The organism is Rhizobium sp. 05L429, assembly GCF_056397645.1.
Map to the genome: position 1 here is coordinate 191,944 of NZ_JBFTNV010000006.1, position 25,819 is coordinate 217,762.

A 25,819-nucleotide genomic window follows, 5' to 3' on the forward strand; every position below is an offset into this window, starting at 1 on the left:
CTTGGTAGGCCGCTTCCTCGTCTTTCTAGGAGGAGTGATCGTCGTAGTGCTCTTCGTGGCACTGCTGGCGCCGTTGTTCATCGACTGGACAGACTTTCGCAAGAATTTCGAGGATCAGGCAAGCCGCATCATCGGCAAGAAGGTGACGGTGCATGGCACGGTCGACGCACGGCTTCTGCCGTTTCCGTCCGTGACGCTGCACGATGTACGCGTCGGCCAGGAGGACGACGGCACGCCTGTGGTGCAGGTCGAGCAGTTCTCCATGGATGCCGAGCTTGCGCCGTTCCTCTCGGGCGAAGCGCTGATCTTCGACATGCGCGTCGTCAACCCCAAGGTGCGGCTGCGGCTTCTGAAGGATGGTGCGCTGGACTGGACACGCGGCAGCCGGCCGGAAATTCCGGCCAAGACCGTGGTTCTGGAAAATGTGCATGTGAGCGGTGGCGAGATCGAGTTCGTCGACGACCAGTCCGGCCGTTCGCGGAACGTGACCGGGCTCAATGCCGAGATGTCGGCCAAGTCGCTCGCAGGTCCGTGGCACATCGAGGGCGACGGCGCGCTCGACGGCGAGCATGGCAGCTTTTCGATCTCCAGCAATCAGCCGGACGAGAGTGGCGTGTTGCGCATGCGCACCCGGCTTGCACCCGACAAACATCCGGTCACCGTCGATCTCGATGGCGAGCTGAAGCTCGTCGACAGCCGTCCGAACTATCAGGGCACGCTCTCTGCGGCGATCGAAAACCGCGAAGGCAAGGCCGAAAAGGGGGAGCCGCCGCCGCCGCGCCTCAAGGGCCGTTTCGAGCTCACCAACGACCGCATCCGCATTCCCGAATACCGCATGGAAGTCGGCTCGACCGACGATCCCTATGTGATCTCCGGCGAGGCGACGCTCGATACCGGCACCGCGCCGGAATTCCTGCTGACCGCCGATGGTCAGCAGATCGACGTGAACCGGATCGGCAATCAGGGCGCTGCCGGCAAGACCAACCGCGACCCGGCGGTTTCGGCACGTCAGAGGCTGAATTCGCTGATCGAGATCATMGCCCAAGTGCCGATCCCGCAGGTGCCGGGCAAGGCGACCGTGCGCCTGCCTGCAATCGTTGCCGGCGATACGACGATCCGCGATGTGGCGCTGGAACTGGAGCCCGCCGGCAATGGCTGGATGATCGGCAATGCCGTCGGCACGCTACCCGGCCGCACGCAGGTGGAAGGCAAGGGCAAGCTGACGCTCACGGGCGATCCGTCCTTCAACGGCCAGATGGTGGTTGCCTCCAACCAGCCGACCGGGCTTGCCTCCTGGCTGGCGGGGTCGGTCGATCCGGCCATCCGCCAGCTGCGGCGGGCGGGCTTTTCAGCCAACGTCAGCCTGACACATGATCTGCAGCGCTTCGAAAACCTGGAAATCGCGATCGGTGCTGCGACGCTGAAGGGGCGGCTGGAGCGGCAGGCGACCAACGGCCAGACGCCGTCTTTATCCGTCGCACTGAACGGCGATACGCTCGATCTCGATGCGCTGCGGGCGCTAACCGGCCTCTTTACCGGCCAGGACGCCGGCGACAACGTGCTCGACCACAAGATTGCCGCACAGCTCAAGGCCGACAAGTTCACGGCTTTCGGTGTGCAGGCCGACAATGTCGAGACCACCTTTACGCTCGCCGACGGAGCTCTTTCCGTCGACCGGATGTCGATCAAGAACCTTGCGGGTGCCGAGCTGACGGCGACCGGCAAAGCGGAAGGGTCGCTGCTCGACTACAAGGGCACCGGCGAGATCACCTTCAAGTCCGCAGATCCCGGCTCCTTCTTTGCCATGCTGCGTGAGCATCTGCCGCATCACCCGGTCATGGACCGGCTGGTGCGTAATGCCGCCTGGTACGGCAATACTGCTCTTCGCGGCGCGCTGACGCTCGGGGGCGATGACGGCAATGCGCTGTCAGTGACGCTGGCAGGTGTTTCGAACGGCAGCCGCGTCAATCTCGACTACCGCATGTCAGACCTTCTGGCGCTGACCGGCAACGGCACGACGAMGCTGGAGGCGACGCTCGACAACGCCGTTCCGTCGATCCTCTTCGGCCAGGCGGGTCTCGATCCTCTGCCGATCGATGCAGGCGCCAACGGCCGCATGACGCTGAAGGTAACGGCGGCGGGCAACGATCCTGCCGATGCCGCGCTGACCTTCGCGACAGACCGGACGTCGTTTACGGCAAACGGCAAGGTCGATGTGCGGCCCGACACCTTCATGAACGGCAATCTCGCCGTGTCGCTCGAAAGCGCCGATCTCGATCCGTATCTGGTCATGAACGGCATCGCGCTGCCTGAGCTTGGCACCGGGCTGCCCTTTGGTCTGCAGACCAACGCGGCCATCGATCCCGATAAGGTGGTTTTCTCCGACCTCAAGGGCCATGCGGCCGACAATGAATTCTCCGGCGCGCTGACCTTCGACCGCAAGGCGGCGAAGACGACGGCAAGCGGCGCCCTTGCGCTTTCCAAGGCCGATCTCGGCTGGCTCGGCGAGGCGGTATTCGGGCAGATCAACGACCCGGCCAACGGCCAGTTGACGACGGCAGCCCTCGGCCAGCCGCTCTTCCGCGATCTCGACGTCAATCTGAAGCTCACCGCCAAGCAGTTCTGGCCAGGGCTCTTCGATACGGCTGTCAATGATTTCACCTCCGATGTCGCCTACAAGGGCGACGAGGTGCAACTCAATAACATGGCGGGCATCTGGGATGGCGGCACGCTTTCGGGCAATATGCTCTTTACCAATGCCAACGGCACGGGCTTCCTGCAGTCGCGGCTGGTGCTTGCCGATTCCGATCTTGGCGGCGTGGTCTGGCCGCGCGACGGCGCCCCTGTCGCCAACGGCAAGTTCGGCCTGTCGCTGGCGCTCGAAGCTTCGGGCAAGACGGTTTCGGACATTGCGAGTTCGCTGAACGGCTCGGGCGAAATCCGGCTCGGCGAGACCAGCGTTCGCGGGCTGAACCTCGCGATCCTGGCGCCGCTGCTGGCCGCTACCGATCCGATGCAGGACCAGATCAATGCCGGCAAGATACATCCGATCGTCGAAACGCTGCTGAACAACGGCGAGGCGAAGCTGCCGCCGCTCGGCATTCCCTTCAACGTGACTGACGGTACGCTGCGGGTCCAGAATGTCAGCGTCGCCAACGACCTGGCGCATTTGACTGCCGATGCGCAGGTCGAGCTGCCGCAGGGGCGCATCAGCGCGACGCTGGGCATCGGTCTCAATCCCGGCGCGGAGGCGCTTTCGGGTGCGGAGCCCGGCATCCGGTTGAACTTCTCCGGCCTGCTGGCTTCTCCAGGCAAGACGATGGATGTGACCGACATCACGAGCTACCTTTCGCTGCGCGCTTTTGAGCGCGAGCGGCGGCGCGTCGAGCGGCTGCAGACCAATGTGCTGGAAAAGCAGCGGCTGCGGCGTGAGGTGGCGCTCCACCGGTTCAATGACGCCCAGCGGGCTGCGGCTGCCGAGGTCGAGCGCCAGCGGAAGGCGGAAGAAGAGCGACTGAGGGCCCTTGCGCAGGAAGCCGCACAGCGCAAGGCGGTAGCCGAGGCGAAGGCGGCTGCCGAAGCGGAGGCACGCGCCAAGGCTGAGGCAGAAGCGAAGGCTAAAGCTGCTTCGGAGGCCGAGGCCGCGCGGCGGGCCGAACAGCCCTTGTCGCCCGGGCAGCTTAATTTCGATCAGTTGCCGGGCGTTCAGGCGCAGTAAGAKGGCTGGTCAGGCAGGCCGGCCTATCAGGCGTTCGCCGCGGCATTTTTCAGCCAGCACAGAACGTGCAGACGCAGCGCCGAGGAGAGGTTGCTGTCAGGCGGGCGGCCATCATCGATTTCGGATATCAGCGCCGCGAGCGGCAGGGAGCGACTTGCGGCAATCGCCTTCAACTCGGTCCAGAATTCATCTTCCAGCGAGAAACTGGTGCGGTGCCCATGCAATGTCGCCGAGTGTTTGCGGATCATCGGGCTGCTTCGTCTTCGTTGAGAAAGCGATTCAGGCAGGAATCGCATCTGTTTKATCGCTCGGGCTTTTCACCCACTGGCGATCAGGTCTCGTCGTCTTCGATACGGCCCTGATCGAGAGCCTTTTCGGCCTTCTCGTTGAGGGCGCGGGTCAATTGTTTTTCGGCCTTGGTACGGCCGTGGGAGATACGATTCTGCTCCGCCTGCTTTTCCTTCTCGGAGCGAGCCTGCTGCTTGCGGAACTGGCGTAGGTTGACGATTTCGGCGCTCATGCAGTTGCCTCCATCACGAAAAAAGGGAGGCATTCGCCTCCCTCTGCATTACTGCTTCTTGCGGAAGGAATCGAGCGAGATAACGGAGCCCGGCTTCTTCTCTTCGCCGTCGGCGGTAGGCTTTTCGTCCGCACCCTCCGTCTTGATGGCATCGACGGGATAGGCGGTGATCTCGGCCGCCGGCAGTTCCTCGCCGTCGCTCAGCGGGACGTCGAACTCCAGTTCGAAATTGACCGAGGGGTCGTAGAAGCCTCTGATGGCATTGAAGGGGATGACGAGCTTTTCCGGCACGTCGGAGAAGGACAGGCCGATCTCGAAATGGGATTCGGTGATCTTCAGTTCCCAGAACTGGTGCTGGATGACGATGGTCATCTGCTCAGGATATTTGGACTTCAGGTGCTGCGAAATGCGCACGCCGGGAGCGCCCGTGAGAAACGTGATGAAGAAGTGATGGTCGCCGGGCAGACGGCCCGTCGTTCCGACTTCGGTCAAGACCTTGCGGATGACACCGCGCAACGCGTCCTGTGCCAGAATGTCGTAGCGGATATGATCCTGCCCCATGCTTTTCCTGTCTTTCGTCGGTTTAGAAGTCTTTTCACGAACTTATATGGCACGTCCGGGCGCTTTGGGAAAGGCGCAAGCCGATTCATGCGTTCATCAAGCATACATGATTTCGTCGAAAAAGGGGAGAAGGTGAAGGCTTCTGTTGCCAGGTGCCTTCGGACCCCGCCTTACGGGGCTAACCGTAAGGGCTTAGTTCGGAATTCTCACACCGCCATTAGGCAGCGAGAGCGTATTCCTTAGCGTTGTTGTCGTTTGCAACTACACTTGTGACCCGATAACGGCGGTATCATGCCGAGCGAAAAGTCGATCTTTACACCCTTGTCGATCCTATTTCGCCCCCATCAAAAGCAGGCCTTTTCCACTCACGGAAATCCGCCTGTTTTTGGTGGAGGCGCCGGGTACCGCCCCCGGGTCCAATAGGTTTATTCCACCGCCCGTTTATCGCCATAGCCGGCCCGAAAGCCGGCAGGAGGGATATAGTGTTTTTGTGATCGCAAGGGAAGGGGATACGTCATAAAAGCGTCGCGGTTTCCCGCAGTTTTGCTTGGATATTCAGGAGAGCTCATTGGTTTTCAGCCGCTTTGCCCTTAAATTGCTGGCAAAAGGAATCGGCTGACACCATGAAGCAATATCTCGACCTCCTGAGCCATGTGATGGAAAACGGCACCGACCGCGGCGATCGTACCGGCACAGGCACGCGCTCGGTCTTCGGCCATCAGATGCGTTTCGATCTCGATGCCGGCTTTCCGGTGCTGACGACGAAGAAGCTGCATCTGCGCTCGATCATCTATGAGCTCTTGTGGTTCCTGAAGGGCGAGACCAATATTCGCTATCTGAAGGACAACGGCGTCAGCATCTGGGACGAATGGGCCGACGAAAACGGTGATCTCGGACCGGTCTATGGGGCGCAGTGGCGCTCCTGGCCGGCGCCCGATGGCGGGCATATCGATCAGATCGACAATCTCGTGAAGGGCCTCGTCAAGAATCCGAATTCGCGCCGCCATATCGTTTCGGCCTGGAATCCGGCCGAAGTGGACAATATGGCGTTGCCGCCCTGCCACTGCCTGTTCCAGTTCTATGTGGCCGACGGCAAGCTTTCCTGCCAACTTTACCAGCGTTCTGCCGATATCTTCCTCGGCGTGCCGTTCAATATCGCCTCTTATGCGCTGCTGACGATGATGGTGGCGCAGGTGACGGGGCTGAAATACGGCGAGTTCGTTCATACGCTCGGCGATACGCATCTCTACCACAACCATTTCGACCAGGCGAAGCTGCAGCTGACGCGTCAGCCGAAGCCGCTGCCCCGCATGGTGTTCAAGCGTGACGTGAAGGATATATTCGGCTTCGTCTACGAGGATTTCGAGCTCGTCGGTTATGATGCCGATGCCAGTATCAAGGCGCCGATCGCCGTCTGAAGCGTGTCGCGATCTCTCTGATCGCTTCCCACGCTTTAGACTTTTGTTTCGCATGTCGTTATCGCAAGACGGCTGCACAGTTTTGAGCGACATGCTCCAAGCCGGGAAGGCCGATGTCCGATATCCGCAAGACCATCTTCGTTGCCGTTGCGCGCAATGGCATCATCGGCCGCGACGGCGACATGCCCTGGCGGCTTTCGACCGATCTCAAGCGCTTCAAGGCGATGACAACAGGCAAGCCTGTCGTGGTCGGCCGCAAGACATTCGAGAGCTTCGGCGGCAAGCCGCTGCCGGGGCGCCAGCATGTGGTGATCTCGCGCGGCGCCGATATCGATCATGCCGACGTGCATATGGCCCGCTCGCTCGACGAAGCGATCACGATGGCCGAAGAGCTCGCTCGCAATCAGGGCGAAAACGAGATCTCCATTCTCGGCGGCGGGCAGATCTACGCGCAGGCGATGGCGCTGGCCGACCGGATGTGCGTGACGCATGTCGAGGCCGACGTGGATGGCGATACATCTTTTCCTGACATCGATCCCGCTGTCTGGGTGGCGACGGAGAGCCTTGATGTTCCGGCCGGGGAGAAGGATACCTTTCCCACCCGTTTCGTCGTTTATGAACGTCGAGACGCCTGAAAAGGAACTATTTTCCAATTATATTGACCAAGTTTCTGACACCGCGTTGAAAGCCGGTGCTGTGATACTTATAACGGTCGGATCGCATCCGCCGGCAGCCCCCACGGCGGTTGGATGTGTATGACGTAACGAACAACGAGGTTTTGATGCCCTGGAGCAATCAGAATGGCGGCGGCGGCCCTTGGGGCGGCGGCGGCGGTAATAATCAGGGACCATGGGGGCAGGGGCCGAACCGTCCACGCGGCGGTGGCGGCGGCAAGGGCGGTCCGCCCGATCTTGAAGACATTATCCGGCGCGGGCAGGATCAGCTGCGCGGCTTTATTCCGGGCGGTTTCAACGGCGGTGTCGTTGCGATCGTCGTGGCTGTCATCGCGATCTTCTGGCTTTTCCAATGTATTTACGTCGTCCAGCCGGACGAGCGCGGCGTCGAGCTGCGCTTCGGCAAGCCCAAGGAAGAAATTTCCATGCCGGGCCTGCATTTCCATTTCTGGCCGCTTGAGACCGTCGAGACGGTCAAGGTGACGGTGCAGCAGCTCAATATCGGCGCGACCACGGCTGGCTCTTCCAGCGGTCTGATGCTGTCGAGCGACAAGAGCGTCATCAACGTGCAGTTTGCTGTCTTTTATACGATCAGCGACCCGAGGGCCTATCTTTTCGGCGTCGAGAACGCGGCCGAGACGCTGCAGCAGGTTTCCGACAGCGCCATGCGCGAAGTCGTCGGCCGCCGTCCTGCACTGGACGCATTCCGCAGCAACCGCCAGCCGATCGAGACGCAGGTTCTCAACATCGTTCAGGATACGATGAACCGCTACGGCGCGGGCATCACCGTGACGGGCGTAACGATCCAGAACGTGGCGCCGCCGCGCGAAGTTGCCGACTCCTTCGAAGAAGTTCAGCGTGCCGGCCGCGACCGCGACAGCACGATCGAGGACGCCAACCGCTATACGAACCAGAAGCTCGGCCAGGCGCGAGGCGATGCCGCCCGTATCCGTGAAGACGCAGCCGCCTATAAGGACCGCGTCGTCAAGGAAGCGGAAGGTGAGGCACAGCGCTTTACGGCCATCAATGACGAATATTCGAAGGCTCCCGACGTGACGCGCAAGCGCCTGTTCCTCGAAACGATGGAGCAGGTTCTGAAGAACTCCAAGAAGGTCCTGATCGACGACAAGCAGGGCGTCGTGCCCTACCTGCCGCTCAACGAGATCAACAGACCGGCTCCGGCACGGCAGGGAGGTTGAACCATGGTATCGAACAGACTTCCCGTAATCCTCATCGCGCTCGCGATCCTTCTCGCCATTCTCTATTCGTCGATCTTCGTCGTGAATGCGCGTGAACAGGCAATCGTCGTACGCTTCGGTCAGATCCAGTCGGTGAAGACCGAGCCTGGTCTCTATTTCAAGCTGCCGTTCGGCTTCATGGATGCCGACCGCGTACAGTTTGTGGAGAAGCGCGCCCTGCGGCTCGACCTCGATAATATCCGCGTTCAGGTTCAGGACGGCCAGACCTTCGATGTCGATGCCTTCGTGATCTACAACATCGCGGATGTGCGCCGTTTCCGTGAAACGGTGTCAGGCGACCGCGACGCTGCCGAGGCACGGCTGCGCGCGCAGCTCGATTCCTCGCTTCGCCGTGTCTACGGTCTGCGTGACTACAACGCAGCGCTTTCGGAAGAGCGCGTGGCGATGATGCTCGAAATCCGCGACGATCTTCGCACGGATGCCGAAAATCTCGGCCTGCATATCGATGACGTCCGTATCCGTCGGACGGATCTTTCGCCGGAAGTGGCTCCGAACACCTACAACGCCATGCGCTCCGAGCGTCTGGCCGAAGCAGAGCGCATCCGCGCCGAAGGTAATGAAGAGGGCCAGCGCCGCCGGGCTATCGCCGACCGCCAGGTCGTCGAGCTCACCGCCGACGCGCAACGCGATTCGGAAATCCTACGCGGTCAGGGTGACGCGGACCGTAACCGGATCTTCGCTGAATCCTTCGGCAAGGACCCGGCCTTCTTCGAGTTCTATCGCTCGATGGCCGCCTATTCCACGGCACTTTCCTCGCAGGATACGACGCTGGTGCTTTCGCCGAGCTCGCAGTTCTTCCGCTACTTCGAGAATGCTGACGGCAGCCAGCCCGCTGGACCGGGCCAGACCGGTGGCCTCTTGCCGCCCGCAGCCGCGCAGCCGGCCGCTCCGGCACAGCCGGCGAACTGACGACAGACGGAATGCAGGACCTCCTCACCGGGCTTGCATTCTTCCTCATCATCGAGGGGCTGGTCTACGCACTGGCCCCTCGTTTTCTTGTCGAGATGGCGAAGCTTCTTCCTACCGTGCCCGAACGACAACTCAGGGTCTTCGGGCTTGCTGCGATGGCGCTCGGCGTCGGCTGTGTCTGGCTTTTACGAGGCTAAGTCATATTCGCACGGGGATTTCTCGAAAAGGTGATTTCGCCCTCCATCATTCCGCCTTATGCTGATGGTGTATGTGCGCTTTATCCCCAGACGAGGAAGCTTGATGGCCCCCACGACTCGCTCGCCCTTCAGACGAACGCTCGCGCTTTTGGCCGGCACTGCCCTCCTGGCAAATGTCGGTGCAGGCGGTGTTGCGCATGCGCAAACCGCCCCGGCGCCCGCTGTACCTGAACAGGCAGCGCCCGCGGCACCTCAGCCCGCGCCCATCTCACCGGCTGCAGTTGCGCCCGCGGCTCCGCCGATGCAGATGACGGCTCCGGGCAGCGGAACGGCTTCCGTCGCGGATCTTGCCGAAGGGCTGCTCGATGCCGTGGTCAATATCTCGACCTCGCAGAACGTGAAGGATGACGAGGGCGCAGGCCCCGCACCGCGCGCCCCCGACGGCTCGCCCTTCCAGGAATTCTTCAACGACTTCTTCAACAAGAAGCAGGGCAATCGCGGCCCCAACCACAATGTCAGCTCGCTCGGCTCCGGCTTCGTGATCGATCCCTCGGGCTATATCGTCACGAACAACCACGTGATCGAGGGCGCCGACGATATCGAGATCAATTTTGCCAACGGCTCCAAGCTCAAGGCCAAGCTGATCGGCACCGATACCAAGACCGACCTTTCCGTGCTGAAGGTGGAGCCGAAGCAACCGTTGAAATCCGTCAAGTTCGGCGATTCCAGCACGATGCGCATCGGTGACTGGGTGATGGCGATCGGCAACCCGTTCGGCTTCGGCGGATCGGTGACGGTCGGCATCATTTCGGGCCGCGGCCGCAACATCAATGCCGGTCCCTACGACAACTTCATCCAGACGGATGCGGCGATCAACAAGGGCAATTCCGGCGGTCCGCTCTTCAACATGAAGGGCGAGGTGATCGGCATCAATACCGCAATCATCTCTCCGTCGGGCGGCTCGATCGGCATCGGCTTCTCCGTGCCGTCGGAGCTTGCTTCCGGCGTCGTCGATCAGCTTCGCGAATATGGCGAGACGCGGCGCGGCTGGCTTGGCGTGCGCATCCAGCCTGTCACCGACGAAGTGGCCGACAGTCTCGGCCTCGACAGCGCCAGGGGCGCGCTGGTCGCGGGTGTCATCAAAGGCGGGCCGGTCGATGACGGCTCGATCAAGGCAGGTGACGTCATCCTGAAATTCGACGGCAAGACCGTAAGCGAGATGCGCGATCTGCCGCGCGTGGTGGCCGAAAGTTCTGTCGGCAAGCAGGTCGACGTAGTGGTGCTGCGCGACGGCAAGGAGCAGACCGTCAAAGTGACGCTCGGCCGTCTCGAGGACAGCGACCAGGCGGCGGCTGCCGACAATTCGACTGATGACGGCGTCATCAATCCTGATCCCGGCGAAAACAACGATATGGACGAACCGAATCAGGATGGCGATCAGGGGCAGGCCGCACCTGACGGGCAGGATCCGCAGCAACAGGATCAGAGCCAAGGACAAGGAACGGGCCAGKGACAAGGAATGGGCCAGGATCAGGCAACGCCCGGTCAGGCCGCTCCCAAGCACGTGCTCGGCCTGTCGCTCTCGCTGCTCAGCCCCGAGACCCGCAAGACCTTCGGCATTGCCGAGAGCGTCGACGGCGTTGTCGTGACAGAGGTGGCACCGGGGTCGGCAGCCGCGGAAAAGGGCCTGAAGCCCGGCGACGTGATCGTCGAGGTCGCCCAGGAATTCATGAAGTCGCCGGATGCTGTCGCCAGCAAGGTGCAGACTTTGAAGCAGGAAGGCCGGCGCAATGCGCAAATGATGGTCGCTGCCGCGAATGGCGAYCTGCGGTTCGTTGCGGTGCCGATGGAGTAGGGTCGTCGAATACAGATCCGAAAATCAAAAAAAGGAGCGGTTAGCCGCTCCTTTTCAATGTTAGCGATGCATCGTGAGGCTCAGGCCGTCACGAAATCCGTCTTCCGGTATCCCTGGATATAGAGCAGCGCCGTCAGGTCGCCGTGGTTGATACGCATGTCGGCTTCGGCGGCGACGGCGGGCTTGGCGTGCAGAGCGACGCCGGAACCGGCCAGATGCAGCATGCCGAGGTCGTTGGCGCCGTCGCCAACGGCGATGGCGTCTTCAGGGGAGATGCCGAGGCGGGCGGCGATGTCGTTGAGGGCGTCGACCTTCGCCTGCTTGCCGAGGATCGGCTCGGCGACGTGACCGGACAGGAAGCCGCCTTCCTCCAGCAGGATATTGGCACGGTTTTCGTCGAAGCCGAGCGTGGCGGCGATGCGGCTCGTGAAGACGGTGAAGCCGCCGGAGACGAGGGCGGTATAATAGCCTTTCGCCTTCATCGTGGCGATCAGTTCGGGGCCGCCTGGTGTCAGCGTGATGCGCTTTTCAATGACTTCGTCGACGACAGAGATCGGCAGACGCTTTAGCAGGGCGACGCGTTCGCGTAATGCGGGCTCGAAGGCGATTTCGCCGTTCATGGCGCGGGCGGTAATCGTCGCGACCTTATCCTTGAGGCCGACTTCGGCGGCGAGTTCGTCTATGCATTCCTGGCCGATCATCGTCGAATCCATATCGGCGATCAGCAGCTTCTTGCGGCGGGTTTCCTGTTGCTGGATGACCAGGTCGATCGGGCTGCCGGCGATGGCGGCGAGCAGGTTGGCCTCGGCTGCCTGCCTGTCGCTGCCGTCTGCGAGTACGATATCGCAGGCAATGCCATCCGCCAGCCAATAGAGCCCGGACGCCTTGACAGCACCGGCGGCGCGCTCGGCGATCTCAGGCGAAAGAACGGGGTTTGACGGATTGGCAACAAGCGTGGCAACGAGGGCCATGATGGAAAACCTTCTGAGCACTGTGAACGCGATCCTGATAACCGGGCCGACCGCCAGCGGCAAGTCCGCGCTTGCCGTTGACCTCGCCAAACGCCATGGCGGCGTGGTGATCAATGCCGACAGCATGCAGGTCTATGACACATTGCGGGTGCTGACGGCGCGCCCTTCGCAGGAGGATATGGAGGGCGTTCCCCACCATCTCTACGGCCATGTGCCGGCAGGTCAGGCCTATTCGACGGGCGCCTGGCTGCGGGACGTGACGGCGCTCTTGCCGCGCATTCGCGCCGAAGAAAAGCTGCCGGTCTTCGTCGGTGGCACGGGGCTCTATTTCAAGGCGCTGACGGGCGGCCTTTCGGAAATGCCTGTCATCCCGGACGAAATACGTCAACGGCTGCGGGCGCGGCTGATCGAGGAGGGGGCGGAGGGTCTGCATGCGGAACTTGTGAAAGCTGATCCTGCAGTTGCTAAAAGCCTGAACGTGCAGGACGGGCAGAGGATCGTGCGGGCGATGGAGGTTTTCGAGGCAACGGGTCAGTCGATCGCCGAATTTCAGGGTCAGGCGGGGCTTCAGATCATCGATCCCGATACGGCACGCAAGATCGTCGTGCTGCCGGATCGTGCCCTGCTGCATCAGCGCATCAACGGGCGCTTCGAGCGGATGCTGGAGCAGGGGGCGGAGGATGAGGTGAAGGCCCTGCTGGCGTTGGATATTCCCGCCGAGATGCCGGTCATGAAGGCAATTGGCGTGTCGCAGATCGCAGCGATGCTGCGCGGCGAGATGAACCGTGGCGAAGTGATCGAGCGTGGTGCGGCCGCCACCCGGCAATATGCCAAGCGGCAGATGACCTGGTTCCGCAATCAGATGGACGAAAGCTGGGAGCGGGTTTCGCCTTAGGACGTCCGTTGGATCTACGCATCCTTCACGCCCGCAAAACGGCTAGAATGATCCTCGAATCATAACTGGCGGAGCTATGGGGGCCTGCATGAACAATTTTCTCGCCAAGACGCTTTCTTCTATCAACGCCTTGATCGCCATCATCATTCTCGCGTTTTCCACGCTTTCGGGCGCGACCGCTGCTGCGGCGCAGGRCGGATCGGGCATGTTCATCGTCGGAGCAATTCTCGGCGCCATCGGCGGCATCGTGGTCGCGGCGCTGATCTGCGGCACCATCGCCTTCCTGGCGCTGATCGAGCGCCATCTCTCCGAAATCGCAGCGGCAACGCGCCAGCCGCGCCCGTAAGCAGCACTCAATCCTTGTTGTAAAGGCTGCTCAGCGGCTTCTTCAGGATGCTTTCGCGCAGCGACATTCCCGGATCGCGACGCGGCGACGAGGCCTGTTCGCCGAAGGCCGGCTTCGGCTGCTCGTCGCGTCGCATTTCCCGGCGCAGCGCTTCCAGGCGCGCGTCGATTGAGCTCTGCGGCGAAAGAGGCGGGGTCTCAGGGTGTGGCGCGCGGTTCTGTGGCAGCAATGCCGGGCGATAGGGTTCGAGCGGCGGCTCTGCTGCTGATTGAGCGGCATAGGGCTGATCGGCGGCCTTGTCAGCGAAATCCTCTTCCGGCTCGTAATCCGCCAGCGCGGAGCTGTAGTTCTGCTGGAAGGTGGAGATATCAGGGCCTGATGTGATCGCCCGCATGCGGGTTACGATGCGACGCAGGTCGACGGTATCGGGATCTTCCTCGGCATGTACGCTGGTGGCGCTATGGGCCTTCGGCAACAGGCTTTCGTCGACGCGCAGGAAGCGCATGCGCATCGGCACGCGGATTGCCTCGCCGAAGGCGATCGCCTCGCCGTTGCCGATCGAGGAGATAAAGCTCGTCGTCGATATGGAGGAATTGGGGATTGCCGAGCGGATGATTTCCTGGTCGCGGTCGTTGGCAAGGCGCATGGCAAAGAGCGTCGAGCACTGCGACAGGATCGTCTGGTCGAGTTCGCCGGGGCGCTGGGTGATGATGCCGAGCGAGACACCGTATTTGCGGCCTTCCTTGGCGATGCGCGCGATGGCCTGCCGCGTCGGGACGAAGCCGAGGTTCGGGTCTGAGGGTATGTAACGGTGCGCCTCTTCGCAGACGACCAGCATGTGAATGGCGCCTTCGCTCCAGAGCGCGATTTCGAAGGCCATGCKGCAAAGCACCGAGGCGACGGAATTGACGACTTCGGAGGGAATGCCGGCGAGCTGGAAGGTGCAGATCGGCCTGTTGTCGCCGGGGATGCGGAAGATCTGCGCAATGGTCTCCGTGATCGTGTCGCTGATCGTATTGTTGGAGAACATGAAGTGATAGCGAGGATCGTTGATCGCGGCGATGATGCGCATCTTCAGCGAGCGCAGGAAGGGCTTTTCGGCGCGGCCTTCCAGCCTGCCGATGCGCTCATCGATCAGAGCCAGGAGATCGGCGATGCGGTAGGGCACCGGCGTATCGGCAGTGATCGAGCTTTTTTCCGTCTGCCGGCGCACCAGCGAGCTGTCACTGCCGCGGAAGGCGCGCTTGGCCTCTGGCAGGATATCGCGAAGCATATCGAGTTCTTCGGGCACCGGCGGGCGGCCGCGGAAGACCACCTCGGCGAATTCTTCGAGCCGCATCAGCCAGAAGGGCAGGTCGAGCGTGTCGGTATCGATGGTGACGGCGTGCTTCGGAAAGGCGGCGGCAAATTCGTTGTGCGGATCGAGGATCAGTACGCGCAGCTTCGGATYGGCCTCGATTGCCTTGTGCAGCAGCAGCGAGACAGCGGTCGATTTGCCGACGCCGGTCGAGCCGACGACGGCAAAGTGCTTCGACAGCATCGAGGGAACGTGGATCGCCGCGTCGATGCTTTCATCCTGCGTCAGGTTGCCGATGACGGCGGTAGCGCCCTTGCCGGCATCATAGATCCGCATCAGGTCGGCGGCGCGGATGCGGTGAGCGATGGCGCCGAGATAGGGATATTGGGAAATGCCGGTCGAGAATTCCTCGCGGCCATCTTCCTCGACGCGCACTTCGCCGAGCAGTTCCGTCTCGATGCGGAAGACATTGTCCTGCCCTTCGCCCCAGCCCTGGCTGCCAGTATTCATGGAGAAGACGAGGGCGACGACACGATTGCGGCCGACGGTGATGGAGATCAGCCGGCCGACCGACCATAATTCGGTAAGATCGGTGCCGCCGGCTTCCGCCACAGCGGCGATGGTGGCGCGCGACCCGCTGCATGCAACGACACGCCCGAGAAATCGATTCCCCGGCGCAAGGCTATCGCGGCGATCCTGTTCGCCTGCTTTGCCTGTCGTCATCATGTCGTTGTTGAGCAAAGGGTTACTCCCTGCATTAACGCACAGGATATAATCCATCCTTTAATAAATCCTTCRGCCCGGGATCTGGACGGGCGAGACGGTCGACTGGCCCCTGTTTTTTTATTGCGGAATGCGTTGACGCTGCGAAATTTTCTGTCTATCAATTCCGCCCATGGCAATTTCGAACGTTCTTATCGTGGTGGGCAAGCGCATGGGCAGGATGGTGTAACCATCCGGCGGTAGCCACCCATGCGCAAGACGAAGGCTCCTCAGGGGCCTTTTTTTATGCCCGGAATTCGGGCCTCCGGCCACGAAACTCAAATCTCCAGCATCAAACGGAACAGACACATGGCGAGCACGGATAATCAGGCGACAGACAACAGGATGACGGGAGCGGAGATCGTTCTCCGCGCACTGAAGGACAATGGCGTCGAGCATCTCTTCGGTTATCCCGGCGGCGCGGTTCTGCCGATCTATGACGAGATCTTCCAGCAGGAGGACATCAAGCATATCCTCGTGCGCCACGAGCAGGGTGCCGGCCATGCGGCCGAAGGTTATGCCCGCTCCACCGGCAAGGTCGGCGTCATGCTGGTCACGTCAGGTCCAGGCGCCACCAATGCCGTCACGCCGCTGCAGGATGCGCTGATGGATTCCATTCCGCTCGTCTGCCTGACGGGGCAGGTTCCGACACCGCTCATCGGCTCGGACGCGTTCCAGGAATGCGACACGGTCGGCATCACGCGCCCCTGCACCAAGCACAACTGGCTGGTCAAGGATGTCAACCAACTCGCCGCCGTCATCCACGAAGCTTTCCGCATTGCCCAGTCCGGCCGTCCGGGTCCCGTCGTCGTCGACATTCCGAAGGACGTGCAGTTTGCCACCGGCACCTATACACCGCCGGCCGATCATGCGATCCAGAAGAGCTACCAGCCGAAGATCCAGGGCGATATCAACCAGATCCAGGCGGCAATCGAGCTGATGGCGAATGCACGCAAGCCGGTCTTCTATACGGGCGGCGGCGTCATCAATTCCGGCCCGGAAGCTTCCCGCATGCTGCGCGAGCTGGTCGAGCTCACCGATTTCCCGATCACCTCGACGCTGATGGGGCTCGGCGCCTATCCGGCCTCCGGCAAGAACTGGCTGAAGATGCTCGGCATGCACGGCTCCTACGAAGCCAACATGGCAATGCATGATTGCGACGTCATGGTCTGCATCGGCGCGCGTTTTGACGACCGCATCACCGGCCGCCTGAACGCCTTCTCACCGAATTCGAAGAAGATCCATATCGATATCGATCCGTCCTCGATCAACAAGAATGTCCGTGTCGATGTCGGCATCCGCGGCGATGTCGGCCATATCCTGGAAGACATGATCCGCCTGTGGCGGGCACTGCCGAAGAAGCCGGAGAAGAGCCGTCTCGACGCATGGTGGGGCGATATCGCCCGCTGGCGCGCCCGCAATTCCTTTGCCTATACGATGAGCAAGGACGTGATCATGCCGCAATATGCGCTGGAACGTCTCTTCGCCCTGACCAAGGATCGCGACACCTACATCACGACCGAAGTCGGCCAGCACCAGATGTGGGCAGCCCAGTTCTTCGGCTTCGAGCAGCCGAACCGCTGGATGACCTCGGGTGGCCTGGGCACGATGGGTTACGGCCTGCCKGCAGCGCTCGGTGTGCAGATCGCCCATCCGGAAAGCCTGGTCATCGATATTGCCGGCGATGCCTCGATCCAGATGTGCATCCAGGAAATGTCGGCGGCGATCCAGCACGATGCGCCGATCAAGATCTTCATCATGAACAACCAGTACATGGGTATGGTGCGCCAGTGGCAACAACTGCTGCACGGCAATCGTCTCTCCAATTCCTATACGGAAGCGATGCCCGACTTTGTGAAGCTCGCAGAAGCCTATGGCGCCGTCGGCTTGCGTTGCGAGAAGCCTGATGACCTCGATGCGACCATCCAGGAGATGATCGACGTCAAGAAGCCTGTTATCTTCGATTGCCGCGTTGCCAATCTCGCCAATTGCTTCCCGATGATCCCCTCGGGCAAGGCACATAATGAAATGCTGCTGCCGGACGAAGCCACGGACGAAGCGGTCGCCAACGCGATCGACGCCAAGGGCCGTCAGCTCGTCTAAGAAGAAGTCAGAGGAACCTCAGGAYCATGAACGCACACCTTCAACCCACCGGCTCTGCCTACTTCATCTCTCCGGAAACGGCAGCCATCGAGAGCCACACGCTCTCGGTGCTGGTCGATAACGAGCCAGGCGTGCTTGCGCGCGTCATCGGCCTGTTCTCCGGCCGCGGCTACAATATCGAAAGCCTCACGGTTTCGGAAACGGAACATCAGGCGCATCTGTCGCGCATCACCGTCGTCACCCGCGGCACGCCGCAGGTGCTGGAACAGATCAAGGCGCAGCTCGAGCGCATCGTGCCCGTCCACCGCGTGGTGGACCTGACGGTTCGCGCCCGCGAACTCGGCCAGGAGCGGCCGATCGAGCGTGAAGTGGCGCTGCTCAAGGTGGTCGGCAGCGGCGAGACCCGCGCCGAGACGCTGCGCCTTGCCGATGCCTTCCATGCCAAGGTGGTGGATGCGACGGTGGATCACTTCATCCTGGAGATCACCGGCAAATCCTCGAAGATCGACCAGTTCGTAGCGATCATGAAGCCGCTCGGCCTCATCGAGGTCTGCCGCACCGGCATTGCTGCGATGAACCGCGGCGGGCAGGGCATGTAAAGAGACAGCCCGGGCATGTAAGGGTTACAGCCCGAGCAGATAATCGTCTGCTTTAGAAAAGCCATTCACGCCGCTGGAGGTCAGAGCATCTCCAGCGGCGTTTTCTTTGCCGGGGGCGGGAAGGCGGCGTCGAGGGCTTCCCAGTCCTCGTCGGTGATGTCGAGGGAGACGCAATCACGGTTTTCGCGGCCGCGCTCGATAGTGGAGGTCTTCGGAATGACGAAGACGCCGTCGCGTTCGAGCAGAAAGGCCAGCGCCAGCTGCGCCGGGGTCGCCTGATTGGCCTTGGCGATGCGGATCAGCTCCGGATGATGCAGGATGCGGCCCTGTTCGATGGGCGAATAGGCCATGATCGGAATGTTGCGGCTCTGGCACCAGGGCAGGAGATCATATTCGATACCGCGCCGGGCGAGATTGTAGAGCACCTGATTGGCGGCGACATTCCGCCCGCCGGGAACGGAGAGCAGCTCCTCCATGTCGTCGGTATCGAAGTTGGAAACACCCCAGGCGCGGATTTTCCCGGCCGCTTTCAGCGTCTCGAAGGCTTCGACGGTTTCGGTGAGCGGATAGTTGCCGCGCCAATGCAGCAGGTAAAGGTCGATGCGGTCGGTGCCGAGGCGTTCGAGGCTGCTTTCGCAGGCATCGATCGTGCCCGTGCGGCTGGCATTCCAGGGATACACCTTGCTGACGATGAAGGTTTCGTCGCGGCGCCCCTTGATCGCCTGTCCGACGATTTCTTCTGCGCCGCCGTCTCCGTACATTTCAGCGGTATCGATCATCGCCATGCCGAGGTCGAGGCCGGCCTTGAGGCTGTCGATCTCTTCCTTCGCATGGCCGGCATCCTCGCCCATGCCCCATGTGCCCTGGCCGAGCGAGGGGACTTCGGTGCCATCGGCAAAAGTGATGGTGGGGATCGGGTCGTTCATGGCAGCCTGTCCTTTGAGTGCTCAGTAGACTATCAGGTAATCCTGTCACCATGACAATCATGTTATGGTGTCAAGGGTTTAGGGCAGTTATGCTGACCTAATTGCAATAAGCCGCATGGGCTTGAACATGTGCGGCACTGGGAGGGTTTCATGCCGCTGGATACGTTTCTGGCACTCCTGCTCTTTGCTTTCACGACCTCGATCACGCCGGGGCCGAACAATATGATGCTGTTTGCCTCGGGTGTGAATTTCGGTTTCCGCCGGACCATCCCGCATATGTTCGGCATCGGGGCTGGTTTCCTGTCGCTGCTGCTTGGCGTTGGCCTGGGGCTCGGGGCGCTGCTGCATACGGTGCCGGCGATCTATACCGCGCTGAAATTTGCCGGCGGCGCCTATCTCGTCTGGATCGCCTGGAAGATCGCGACCTCGCGGTCGCTGAGCGAAGGCAAGAGCGGCGTGAAGCCGATGTCCTTCCTCGGCGCTGCGGCCTTTCAGTGGGTCAACCCGAAAGCCTGGGTGATGGCGGTGACGGCCATGGCGACATACACCAATCCAGAGCTTTATATGATCAGCGTGCTGCTTGTCGGCCTCGCCTTTGCGGCGGTCAACGTGCCCTCCGTCTCCACCTGGGCAGGCTTCGGCTCGGCGCTCAGGGAATGGCTTTCCGATCCAGTGCGGCTGAAATGGTTCAATATCACGATGGCGGTGCTGCTCGTGCTCAGCCTCTGGCCGATGCTAAAATAGCGTCGGTTTCGCCAACATCAGCCAGAGAATGCCGAGCACCGCGAAGAAGGCCGGAAAGCCGAAGGCGAACCAGATGCGGTAAAGGCTGAAATAGGCTGGCGGCAGTGCAGCGGCTGATGCTGCTGCGGCGCGCGCGAGATTGCGCAGCCGGATCTGGATCCAGACGACCGGCAGCCAGAAGATGCCGGTCACGACATAGAGAACCAGCGACAGCGCGATCCAGCTTTCCGTCAGCTCCCAGCCGATGATGCGGGCGAGAAGATAGCCTGTCACCGGCTGGAGAATGGCAGCTGTGGCGGTAAAGATCGTATCGGCGATGACGACGGTGCCGGCGACATGGGCGATCAGCACGGGATTGCGGGTGCGGTGCGCCATGACCATGAAGAAGGCGATGCCGGCGCCGGTGCCGAAGAGCACGGTCGCGCCGACCACATGGGCAAGCAGCAGCAGTTCGGCAAGCATCAACGTTCATCCAGGATGGCGAGTGCCGCAAACGTCAGGAGCAGCGAAGGCAGTACCTTGACGAGCGGGCCGAGCGGATCGCGCCAGAGAGCCGGTTCCAGGGCCGTAGCGCCCAAGAGGTAGGCAAGCGAGACGGCGAGCATGCCGAGAAGGGCGCGGCGGGCGAAGGGACGGACGAGCACGGTAGCACCGAGCGCCATATCGATCAGGCAGGTGAGGACCGTCAGCGCGATGGCTGCACCTGCCGGCATGAAGGGCAGGAAATGGGCGCTTGCCTGCTGCGGCGCCAGAAGCGGGATGAGGCCCGACAGCAGCCAGAAGAGCGACAGGCCTGATATGACGGGTGCTTTCAGGAGATAGAGGCGGGCAAACCAGAGGTCCTGAACGCCGGAGGGATTGGCAGCAAGTGTCTCGGCGGCCGAGAGTGCCGGAAGGCCTGACGGCGTCGGGCGATCCATGCTGACACCTTCGGACATGACGGTCATGGCGGTGGAGCGCAAAGGCGAGCGCCAGCCGAGATGGCCGGCGATATCGGCAAGCCACGTCACCGGTCGCGCGAGAACAGGCGGGATGGAAAGGACCGGTGCGTCCGGGAGGCCGAGCCAGGCGCGGTGCAGTTTTACGAGGCTCGCGAGCGTGTGCCGCTCCTCTGCCGCCAGGTCGATATCGCTGCGGGAGGGAAGCGTGCCTGAGATTGCGGCCGAAACGGCGGCGGCGACATCTTCGCTCGCGACGGTTTCGACCGGGCGGTCGGCGTGGATGAGCGGCAGGACGAGGGGGAACGCCGCGAGGGAGCGCAGGAGCGCCGTGCCGCCATGGGCATTGCGGCCGAGGACGAGGGAAGGGCGCAGGATCACGTAAGGCAAGCCGGATGACGCCAGGGCCGTATCGGCTGCGCGCTTGGTCGCGAGGAAGGGCAGGTTGCTGCCGGCGCCATCAGTGCGCGCAGAAATCTGGACGACGAGTGTCGAGGTCGGCTTTGCCGCAGCATAGAGGGCGAGCATGGCCTGCGTCTGTGTCGCCGAGAGATCGTCGCTAAGGCCATCCTGCAATGCGCCGGCGCAATTGACGACGGCATGCTGTCCTTCGAGGATATCGCGCCAATCGTCAGGACGCGTCATGTCGGAAAGGTCGGCGCGGCGCCACCGGATCAGCGGCTGCTTGAGTGCGGCGCGGGCGGCATTGCGTCCGAGACCGGTGACGACATGACCCTCCGCGGAGAGACGTGCCGCGACGACCGAGCCGATAAAACCTGTAGCGCCGAGAATCAGGATGTTCATGCTGCGAACCTAGCGCAAAAAGTTTAAGGTCTCGGAAGGGCTTGGCTCAGCCTCAGCAAGTGCTAAAACGGACGGCACAATCCGGGAGGGCTTCGATTTGCACGATCACGACGACGATCATCAGCACGATCACGATCATGGGCACGATCATGGCCACCACCACGATCATGACAACCATTATTCGGATATGCAGGCGCGCGTGAAAGCGCTGGAAACGCTGCTGACAGAGAAAGGGCTGATCGACCCTGCGGCGATCGATGCGATTGTCGAGACCTATGAGACGAAGGTCGGCCCGCGCAATGGCGCGCGTGTCGTTGCGAAAGCCTGGAGCGATCCGGATTTTGCTGAATGGCTTAAGCGGGATGCAACGGCGGCGATTGCGAGTCTCGGCTATACGGGCCGGCAGGGCGAGCATATGCGCGCCGTGTTCAATACATCAGACACCCATAATCTCGTAGTCTGCACGCTTTGCTCCTGCTATCCGTGGTCGGTGCTCGGCCTGCCGCCAGTCTGGTACAAGGCGCCGGCCTATCGTTCACGCGCTGTCATCGATCCGCGTGGTGTGCTTGCCGAATTCGGGCTGACGCTGCCCGAAGGCAAGAAGGTCCGCGTCTGGGATTCGACGGCGGAACTGCGCTATCTCGTCATTCCCGAGCGGCCGGAGAGCACCGAAGGCATGGACGAAGAGGCACTTGCCGATCTCGTCAGCCGTGATGCGATGATCGGCACGGCGGCTGCCGGCACAAGGGTGCTGACGTGAACGGCCCGCACGATCTCGGCGGGCAGATGGGCTTCGGGCCTGTCGCGCCAGAAAAGAACGAACCCTATTTCCACGCTGAATGGGAAAAGCGGGCGCTCGGGATCACGCTCTCCTGCGGCGCGTTTGGCGCCTGGACGATCGATGAGAGCCGGCACGCGCGGGAAAACATTCCGCCGGCTGATTATCTCGCGGCGAGCTATTACGAGGTCTGGATCCGTGGCATCGACACGCTCCTGGAGCGGCATGGTTTTGCGACGCGTGAGGAGCTGTTGTCAGGCCATAAGCTGCAGGACGGCACTGTGCCGAAGCGCGTGCTGAAAGCCGATATGGTATCGGGTGCGCTCGCCAAGGGCGGCCCTTGCGACCGGCCGGTCGACAGCGCGCCGCTCTTCGTCGTCGGCGAAAAGGTGAAGACGAAGAATTTCAATCCAGCGACCCATACGCGGCTGCCGCGTTACGCACGCGCCAAGACCGGCATCATCGAGGCGGTGCAGGGTTCCTTCGTGTTTCCCGATGACAATGCGCATGGCAAAGGCGAGAATCCGCAATGGCTCTATACTGTCGTCTTCGACGGGGCTGAAATCTGGGGCGAGGGTGCGGACCCGTCGCTGACCGTCTCCATCGATGCTTGGGAGAGCTATCTTGAGCGTGTGTGAGGCGCCCTCTCAACTGGCGCAATCGCCCGGCCTGCCCAAGTCGCCGGAGGGTGATCCCGTCTTCCCGGAGCCCTGGGCGGCGGAAGCTTTCGCCATGACTGTGCATCTGCATGCGAAGGGGCTGTTTGCCTGGAGCGAGTGGGCGCAAACGCTGTCGAGGGAATTGCACAAGCCTGGCCGCGCCGAAGATGGCAGCGATTATTTCGACTGCTGGGTGGCAGCCCTTTGCGAGCTGTTGGTCAGCCGAGGCGTGGCCGAGGCTTCCGTCATTCTCGACCTGCAGAAGAGCTGGCAGCGGGCGGCGGAAGCGACACCGCACGGCAAGCCGATCGAGCTCGCCAACGATCCGCTGCGCTGAGATCACGCACTGTCCTGAGGCTGTCGATGACACCTGTCGACGGGCACACGCTGAAGTTTTATATTTATGCAACGATTCATTGCGATGATGCGATCGAAAACCCATCTGATTCACACTCAGGCATGACGCCCGGTCAAACATGCGCATGGTTCCCATGACGGTCGAACAAATGCGGTCGAGGACCATGCATGACTTCGATTTCATCGACCAATGAAGCGGCTTTGCTGATCCTTCAGCAGACAGTTTCCCCTGTTAATTCCAGCGAAGCCAAAAAATCGGACGGCGACAATCTCGTTGCGATTGCMCATGGTCAGCCAACCAGACAGACATCGGGGATGACCCCGCAGCCGACCGCGGCACAATCCAAGATTTCGGAATCCTTGTTCAGCGTGAACGACCGAAGCGTTACCCAGATGAAGCTCGATCTGATCGACCGCGCGGGCGAGGCGCTGGGCGTGAAAAAGAGCGATTATGCGTCGATGGACGAGTTTGTCGCCGCGACGAAAAAGGCTTTTTCAGATCTCAAGAGCAAGCCGGACGGGCAGCAGGCCATTGCGAAGATCGAGCGTGATCTCGGTCTGGACAAGCTCGGTATCTCACTGGACGACCTGATCAAAAGTGCTGGTGATCCCGATAAAAACGACAAGGTCACGCAGGCATTGAAGAAGCAACTCGGCGAGGACGCTGAGGGTGGATCCGTCCTTCGCCAGGACGAAATCGGCCGCTACCAGATCGTCGCCGCCTGATCGAATGGCTTGCGCTGCAGTTCCCGCTTCACGACGGGAACTGCCGATAACATTCCTCGGCCACCTTGCGCAGCATGTCGCGGGAGATTTCGCCTGTTACCGCATAGCCGAGTTCGCCATCGATCCAGTAAAAGGTCTCGACATCCTTGGTGGAGGCGAAGCGGAAGCTCGTCGTCCTGTTTTCCTTGTTGCGGCCGACGATAACGGTCAGGCGTTCGCCGCCTTGATCCTCGTACATGAACATGGCGCCCGGCCTGTTATCGACCGGCAGCAGGCGGCCGCCGACGAGGTGGAAGCCGAGAGATTTGAGGTCCGGCACCTTGAGATCGGGGATTGCCAGGCGCTTGCCGAGCCAGGTGGCCAGATGCGCTTCCTCATTGGCGAAGACCTMGACCGGGTGGCGTACTTCGTTTGCATAGACGAGGAAGGCGGTTTCGGCCTGCTTCGGCAGGGTTTCGGATTCGGCAAGCTGCAGCGGCGGGCGTTCGAAGAGCGGGGGGATGAAGCGATCGCTGACCGCGCCGAGTGCGAAGAGCATGATAGCGGCAGCGGCGAGCGCGCTGCGGGCCTTCCAGGGGGATGCCGGCTCTGCTGGCGTCAGCAGCTGGAGATCGTTGTCGCGGCTCTTCTCGTAGCCTGCGAAAAGCGATTTGATGCCGGCATTCTGCGTCTGCCAGGCGGCCACCTTCGCGGCCTCTTCGGGATTGTCGGCGAGATAGGCTTCCACGCGGGCGCGGGCGGTCTCCGGCAATTGCCCGTCGGCAAAGGCATGCAGGTCCGCTTCGGTGACGGTGGGGTTGGTCTCGTTCATTTCGGTCTCCGAAGCGTAATCACATTATCGGCTTTCATATGTTCGCTCATGCGCTGGCGGGCGCGCGACAGGCGCGACATGACGGTTCCGATCGGGATATCCAGCATGGCGGCCACTTCGCTGTAGCTGTAGCCCTCGATGACGACGAGCATCAGCACGGCACGGTATTCTTCCGACAGGCTGTCGAGGGCCTGTTCCAGCCGCAGGCGCTCCAGCGGGTCTGCCTGGGCGTTGGGACTTGCCATCTCTTCAGCGGCATCGAGTTCGACCAGCCGGTCGCGGGGGCTTGCGCGGCGGGTGTTGCGGTAGAGGTTGGTCATGGTCGTCAGCACCCAGCCGCGCAGGTTGATGCCGCGCCACTGGCCGCGCCGGGCCAGAACCTTTTCCACGCAATCCTGGAGCAGATCCTMGCCCTCGGCATCCGAGCGGGTGAGGCTGCGGGAATAGCGGCGGAGCGAGGGAAGGAGGGCCAGGATCTGGCCCTCGAACGTATCGGGTGGGGGCGTCTTCACGCTGGCCTCATCAGGGCTTTGCGAGATCCCAGGAACCGCCGACGCCGTCGCCGGTGATGTCGCCGGACTTGGTGTCCTTCACCCAGTAATAGAGCGGCATGCCGTCCTTGGCCCACTGCTTCTTTCCATCCTTGCGTTCGACGAGCGAGTATGCACCACTGGCCTTGGCGTCGCTAGCGGCGAGGAAGGGCGGCCAGTTGGTGGCGCACTTGTCGTAGCAATTCGTGACGCCTTTTTCGTCCTTCTTGTAGGTGTAGAGCGTCATGCCTTTTTCGCCGGCAAGAACCTTGCCCTTGGCCGTATCGACTTCGGTGACGGCAGGGGCGGCGAAGGCTGCAGTCGCGGTGGCAGCGACGAGCACCAGCGCGGACAGGAATTTCACGGACTTCATGGTCTCTCTCCTCGGTTAGGCACGCATTTTTGCGATACCGGACATGAGACACGGCAGGCGTCCGTTTTATTCCCGTTTCTTTTTCAAAC

Annotated in this window: 27 protein-coding genes and 1 other RNA gene; 16 read left to right on the plus strand and 12 right to left on the minus strand. The window is 61.8% G+C overall.

Annotated features, from left to right (window positions below):
* The first annotated feature begins 1 nt into the window (after position 1).
* A complete protein-coding gene (locus AC1DNW_RS08560) occupies positions 2-3,718 on the plus strand; it encodes an AsmA family protein (protein WP_477852445.1) in 3,717 nt (1,238 codons plus the stop codon).
* Positions 3,719-3,744: 26 nt separating this feature from the next.
* Here AC1DNW_RS08560 and AC1DNW_RS08565 read toward each other — a convergent pair whose 3' ends face one another.
* From AC1DNW_RS08565 to ssrA, 4 genes are all read right to left on the minus strand, one after another.
* Positions 3,745-3,966: a ribbon-helix-helix domain-containing protein gene (locus AC1DNW_RS08565; protein WP_113300154.1), complete on the minus strand. Its 222-nt coding sequence runs from the start codon at positions 3,964-3,966 to the stop codon at positions 3,745-3,747.
* A gap of 83 nt (positions 3,967-4,049) precedes the next feature.
* A complete protein-coding gene (locus tag AC1DNW_RS08570; protein ID WP_113300155.1) occupies positions 4,050-4,238 on the minus strand; it encodes a DUF4169 family protein in 189 nt (62 codons plus the stop codon).
* A gap of 48 nt (positions 4,239-4,286) precedes the next feature.
* Complete coding sequence (locus tag AC1DNW_RS08575) at positions 4,287-4,799, minus strand: SspB family protein (protein ID WP_113300156.1); 513 nt, start codon at positions 4,797-4,799, stop codon at positions 4,287-4,289.
* A gap of 131 nt (positions 4,800-4,930) precedes the next feature.
* Positions 4,931-5,308, minus strand: a transfer-messenger RNA (tmRNA) gene (gene ssrA / locus AC1DNW_RS08580).
* Positions 5,309-5,422: 114 nt separating this feature from the next.
* On the opposite strand from ssrA, the gene AC1DNW_RS08585 reads away from it, so the two are divergent.
* The 6 genes from AC1DNW_RS08585 to AC1DNW_RS08610 all read left to right on the plus strand — a co-directional run bounded on the left by AC1DNW_RS08585 (position 5,423) and on the right by AC1DNW_RS08610 (position 11,111).
* On the plus strand, positions 5,423-6,217 hold the full coding sequence (locus tag AC1DNW_RS08585; protein WP_113300157.1) for a thymidylate synthase: 795 nt from the start codon (positions 5,423-5,425) through the stop codon (positions 6,215-6,217).
* A 113-nt stretch (positions 6,218-6,330) separates the two neighbouring features.
* Positions 6,331-6,852: a dihydrofolate reductase gene (locus tag AC1DNW_RS08590; protein WP_113311951.1), complete on the plus strand. Its 522-nt coding sequence runs from the start codon at positions 6,331-6,333 to the stop codon at positions 6,850-6,852.
* Between the two features lie 146 nt (positions 6,853-6,998).
* Positions 6,999-8,090: an FtsH protease activity modulator HflK gene (gene hflK, locus AC1DNW_RS08595; protein WP_113311952.1), complete on the plus strand. Its 1,092-nt coding sequence runs from the start codon at positions 6,999-7,001 to the stop codon at positions 8,088-8,090.
* A 3-nt stretch (positions 8,091-8,093) separates the two neighbouring features.
* The gene (hflC, locus tag AC1DNW_RS08600; RefSeq protein WP_113311953.1) at positions 8,094-9,059 is read left to right on the plus strand and encodes a protease modulator HflC; all 966 of its coding nucleotides are present in this window, start codon (positions 8,094-8,096) and stop codon (positions 9,057-9,059) included.
* Positions 9,060-9,070: 11 nt separating this feature from the next.
* Positions 9,071-9,256, plus strand: a complete 186-nt coding sequence (locus tag AC1DNW_RS08605; protein ID WP_113311954.1) for a DUF2065 domain-containing protein — start codon at positions 9,071-9,073, stop codon at positions 9,254-9,256.
* Positions 9,257-9,359: 103 nt separating this feature from the next.
* On the plus strand, positions 9,360-11,111 hold the full coding sequence (locus tag AC1DNW_RS08610; RefSeq protein ID WP_477852447.1) for a Do family serine endopeptidase: 1,752 nt from the start codon (positions 9,360-9,362) through the stop codon (positions 11,109-11,111).
* Positions 11,112-11,191: 80 nt separating this feature from the next.
* Here AC1DNW_RS08610 and serB read toward each other — a convergent pair whose 3' ends face one another.
* Positions 11,192-12,082 carry a phosphoserine phosphatase SerB gene (gene serB, locus AC1DNW_RS08615; protein ID WP_113311956.1) on the minus strand — a complete coding sequence of 297 codons (891 nt, stop codon included), beginning with the start codon at positions 12,080-12,082 and terminating at the stop codon, positions 11,192-11,194.
* Between serB and miaA the strand changes: the two genes are divergently transcribed.
* Positions 12,081-12,977 (plus strand): tRNA (adenosine(37)-N6)-dimethylallyltransferase MiaA, encoded by an 897-nt coding sequence (miaA, locus tag AC1DNW_RS08620; RefSeq protein ID WP_113311957.1) that lies wholly within the window; start codon positions 12,081-12,083, stop codon positions 12,975-12,977. The genes serB and miaA overlap by 2 nt on opposite strands.
* Positions 12,978-13,065: 88 nt before the next feature.
* Positions 13,066-13,323, plus strand: coding sequence for a hypothetical protein (locus AC1DNW_RS08625; protein ID WP_477852449.1), 258 nt, complete (start codon positions 13,066-13,068; stop codon positions 13,321-13,323).
* 7 nt (positions 13,324-13,330) lie between these two features.
* On the opposite strand, the gene AC1DNW_RS08630 is transcribed toward AC1DNW_RS08625, so the two are convergent.
* Positions 13,331-15,361: an ATP-binding protein gene (locus tag AC1DNW_RS08630; protein ID WP_477852451.1), complete on the minus strand. Its 2,031-nt coding sequence runs from the start codon at positions 15,359-15,361 to the stop codon at positions 13,331-13,333.
* A gap of 330 nt (positions 15,362-15,691) precedes the next feature.
* Between AC1DNW_RS08630 and AC1DNW_RS08635 the strand changes: the two genes are divergently transcribed.
* Both AC1DNW_RS08635 and ilvN read left to right on the plus strand, forming a co-directional pair.
* Positions 15,692-17,485, plus strand: coding sequence for an acetolactate synthase 3 large subunit (locus AC1DNW_RS08635; protein ID WP_113311959.1), 1,794 nt, complete (start codon positions 15,692-15,694; stop codon positions 17,483-17,485).
* Between the two features lie 26 nt (positions 17,486-17,511).
* A complete protein-coding gene (gene ilvN, locus AC1DNW_RS08640) occupies positions 17,512-18,084 on the plus strand; it encodes an acetolactate synthase small subunit (protein WP_113311960.1) in 573 nt (190 codons plus the stop codon).
* An 80-nt stretch (positions 18,085-18,164) separates the two neighbouring features.
* Here ilvN and AC1DNW_RS08645 read toward each other — a convergent pair whose 3' ends face one another.
* Positions 18,165-19,010, minus strand: coding sequence for an aldo/keto reductase (locus AC1DNW_RS08645; RefSeq protein WP_113311961.1), 846 nt, complete (start codon positions 19,008-19,010; stop codon positions 18,165-18,167).
* A 150-nt stretch (positions 19,011-19,160) separates the two neighbouring features.
* On the opposite strand from AC1DNW_RS08645, the gene AC1DNW_RS08650 reads away from it, so the two are divergent.
* Positions 19,161-19,754, plus strand: coding sequence for a LysE family translocator (locus AC1DNW_RS08650; protein ID WP_113296673.1), 594 nt, complete (start codon positions 19,161-19,163; stop codon positions 19,752-19,754).
* On the opposite strand, the gene AC1DNW_RS08655 is transcribed toward AC1DNW_RS08650, so the two are convergent.
* Positions 19,746-20,216, minus strand: a complete 471-nt coding sequence (locus tag AC1DNW_RS08655) for a DUF2269 domain-containing protein (protein ID WP_113311962.1) — start codon at positions 20,214-20,216, stop codon at positions 19,746-19,748. The two genes, AC1DNW_RS08650 and AC1DNW_RS08655, sit on opposite strands and share 9 nt — an antisense overlap.
* On the minus strand, positions 20,216-21,496 hold the full coding sequence (locus AC1DNW_RS08660) for an SDR family oxidoreductase (RefSeq protein WP_113311963.1): 1,281 nt from the start codon (positions 21,494-21,496) through the stop codon (positions 20,216-20,218). The genes AC1DNW_RS08655 and AC1DNW_RS08660 overlap by 1 nt, the downstream gene beginning before the upstream one ends.
* A 97-nt stretch (positions 21,497-21,593) precedes the next feature.
* Between AC1DNW_RS08660 and nthA the strand changes: the two genes are divergently transcribed.
* The 4 genes from nthA (at position 21,594) to AC1DNW_RS08680 (ending at position 24,016) form a co-directional block, all read left to right on the plus strand.
* Complete coding sequence (nthA, locus tag AC1DNW_RS08665) at positions 21,594-22,256, plus strand: nitrile hydratase subunit alpha (protein ID WP_113311964.1); 663 nt, start codon at positions 21,594-21,596, stop codon at positions 22,254-22,256.
* Entirely contained in the window at positions 22,253-22,912 is a 660-nt protein-coding gene (gene nthB, locus AC1DNW_RS08670) for a nitrile hydratase subunit beta (protein WP_113311965.1), read from the plus strand. Before nthA ends, nthB begins: the two co-directional genes overlap by 4 nt.
* Complete coding sequence (locus AC1DNW_RS08675) at positions 22,899-23,270, plus strand: nitrile hydratase accessory protein (RefSeq protein ID WP_113296678.1); 372 nt, start codon at positions 22,899-22,901, stop codon at positions 23,268-23,270. Before nthB ends, AC1DNW_RS08675 begins: the two co-directional genes overlap by 14 nt.
* 221 nt (positions 23,271-23,491) lie before the next feature.
* Positions 23,492-24,016: a hypothetical protein gene (locus AC1DNW_RS08680; RefSeq protein WP_162748643.1), complete on the plus strand. Its 525-nt coding sequence runs from the start codon at positions 23,492-23,494 to the stop codon at positions 24,014-24,016.
* Positions 24,017-24,044: 28 nt separating this feature from the next.
* Here the strand turns inward: AC1DNW_RS08680 and AC1DNW_RS08685 are convergent, their stop codons facing one another.
* The 3 genes from AC1DNW_RS08685 to AC1DNW_RS08695 are packed head-to-tail and all read right to left on the minus strand — an operon-like array spanning position 24,045 to position 25,730.
* Entirely contained in the window at positions 24,045-24,827 is a 783-nt protein-coding gene (locus AC1DNW_RS08685) for an anti-sigma factor family protein (protein ID WP_477852454.1), read from the minus strand.
* Entirely contained in the window at positions 24,824-25,339 is a 516-nt protein-coding gene (locus AC1DNW_RS08690; RefSeq protein ID WP_477852455.1) for an RNA polymerase sigma factor, read from the minus strand. Before AC1DNW_RS08690 ends, AC1DNW_RS08685 begins: the two co-directional genes overlap by 4 nt.
* A gap of 10 nt (positions 25,340-25,349) precedes the next feature.
* Positions 25,350-25,730, minus strand: coding sequence for a COG4315 family predicted lipoprotein (locus AC1DNW_RS08695; RefSeq protein ID WP_113311968.1), 381 nt, complete (start codon positions 25,728-25,730; stop codon positions 25,350-25,352).
* Between the last annotated feature and the right edge of the window lie 89 nt (positions 25,731-25,819).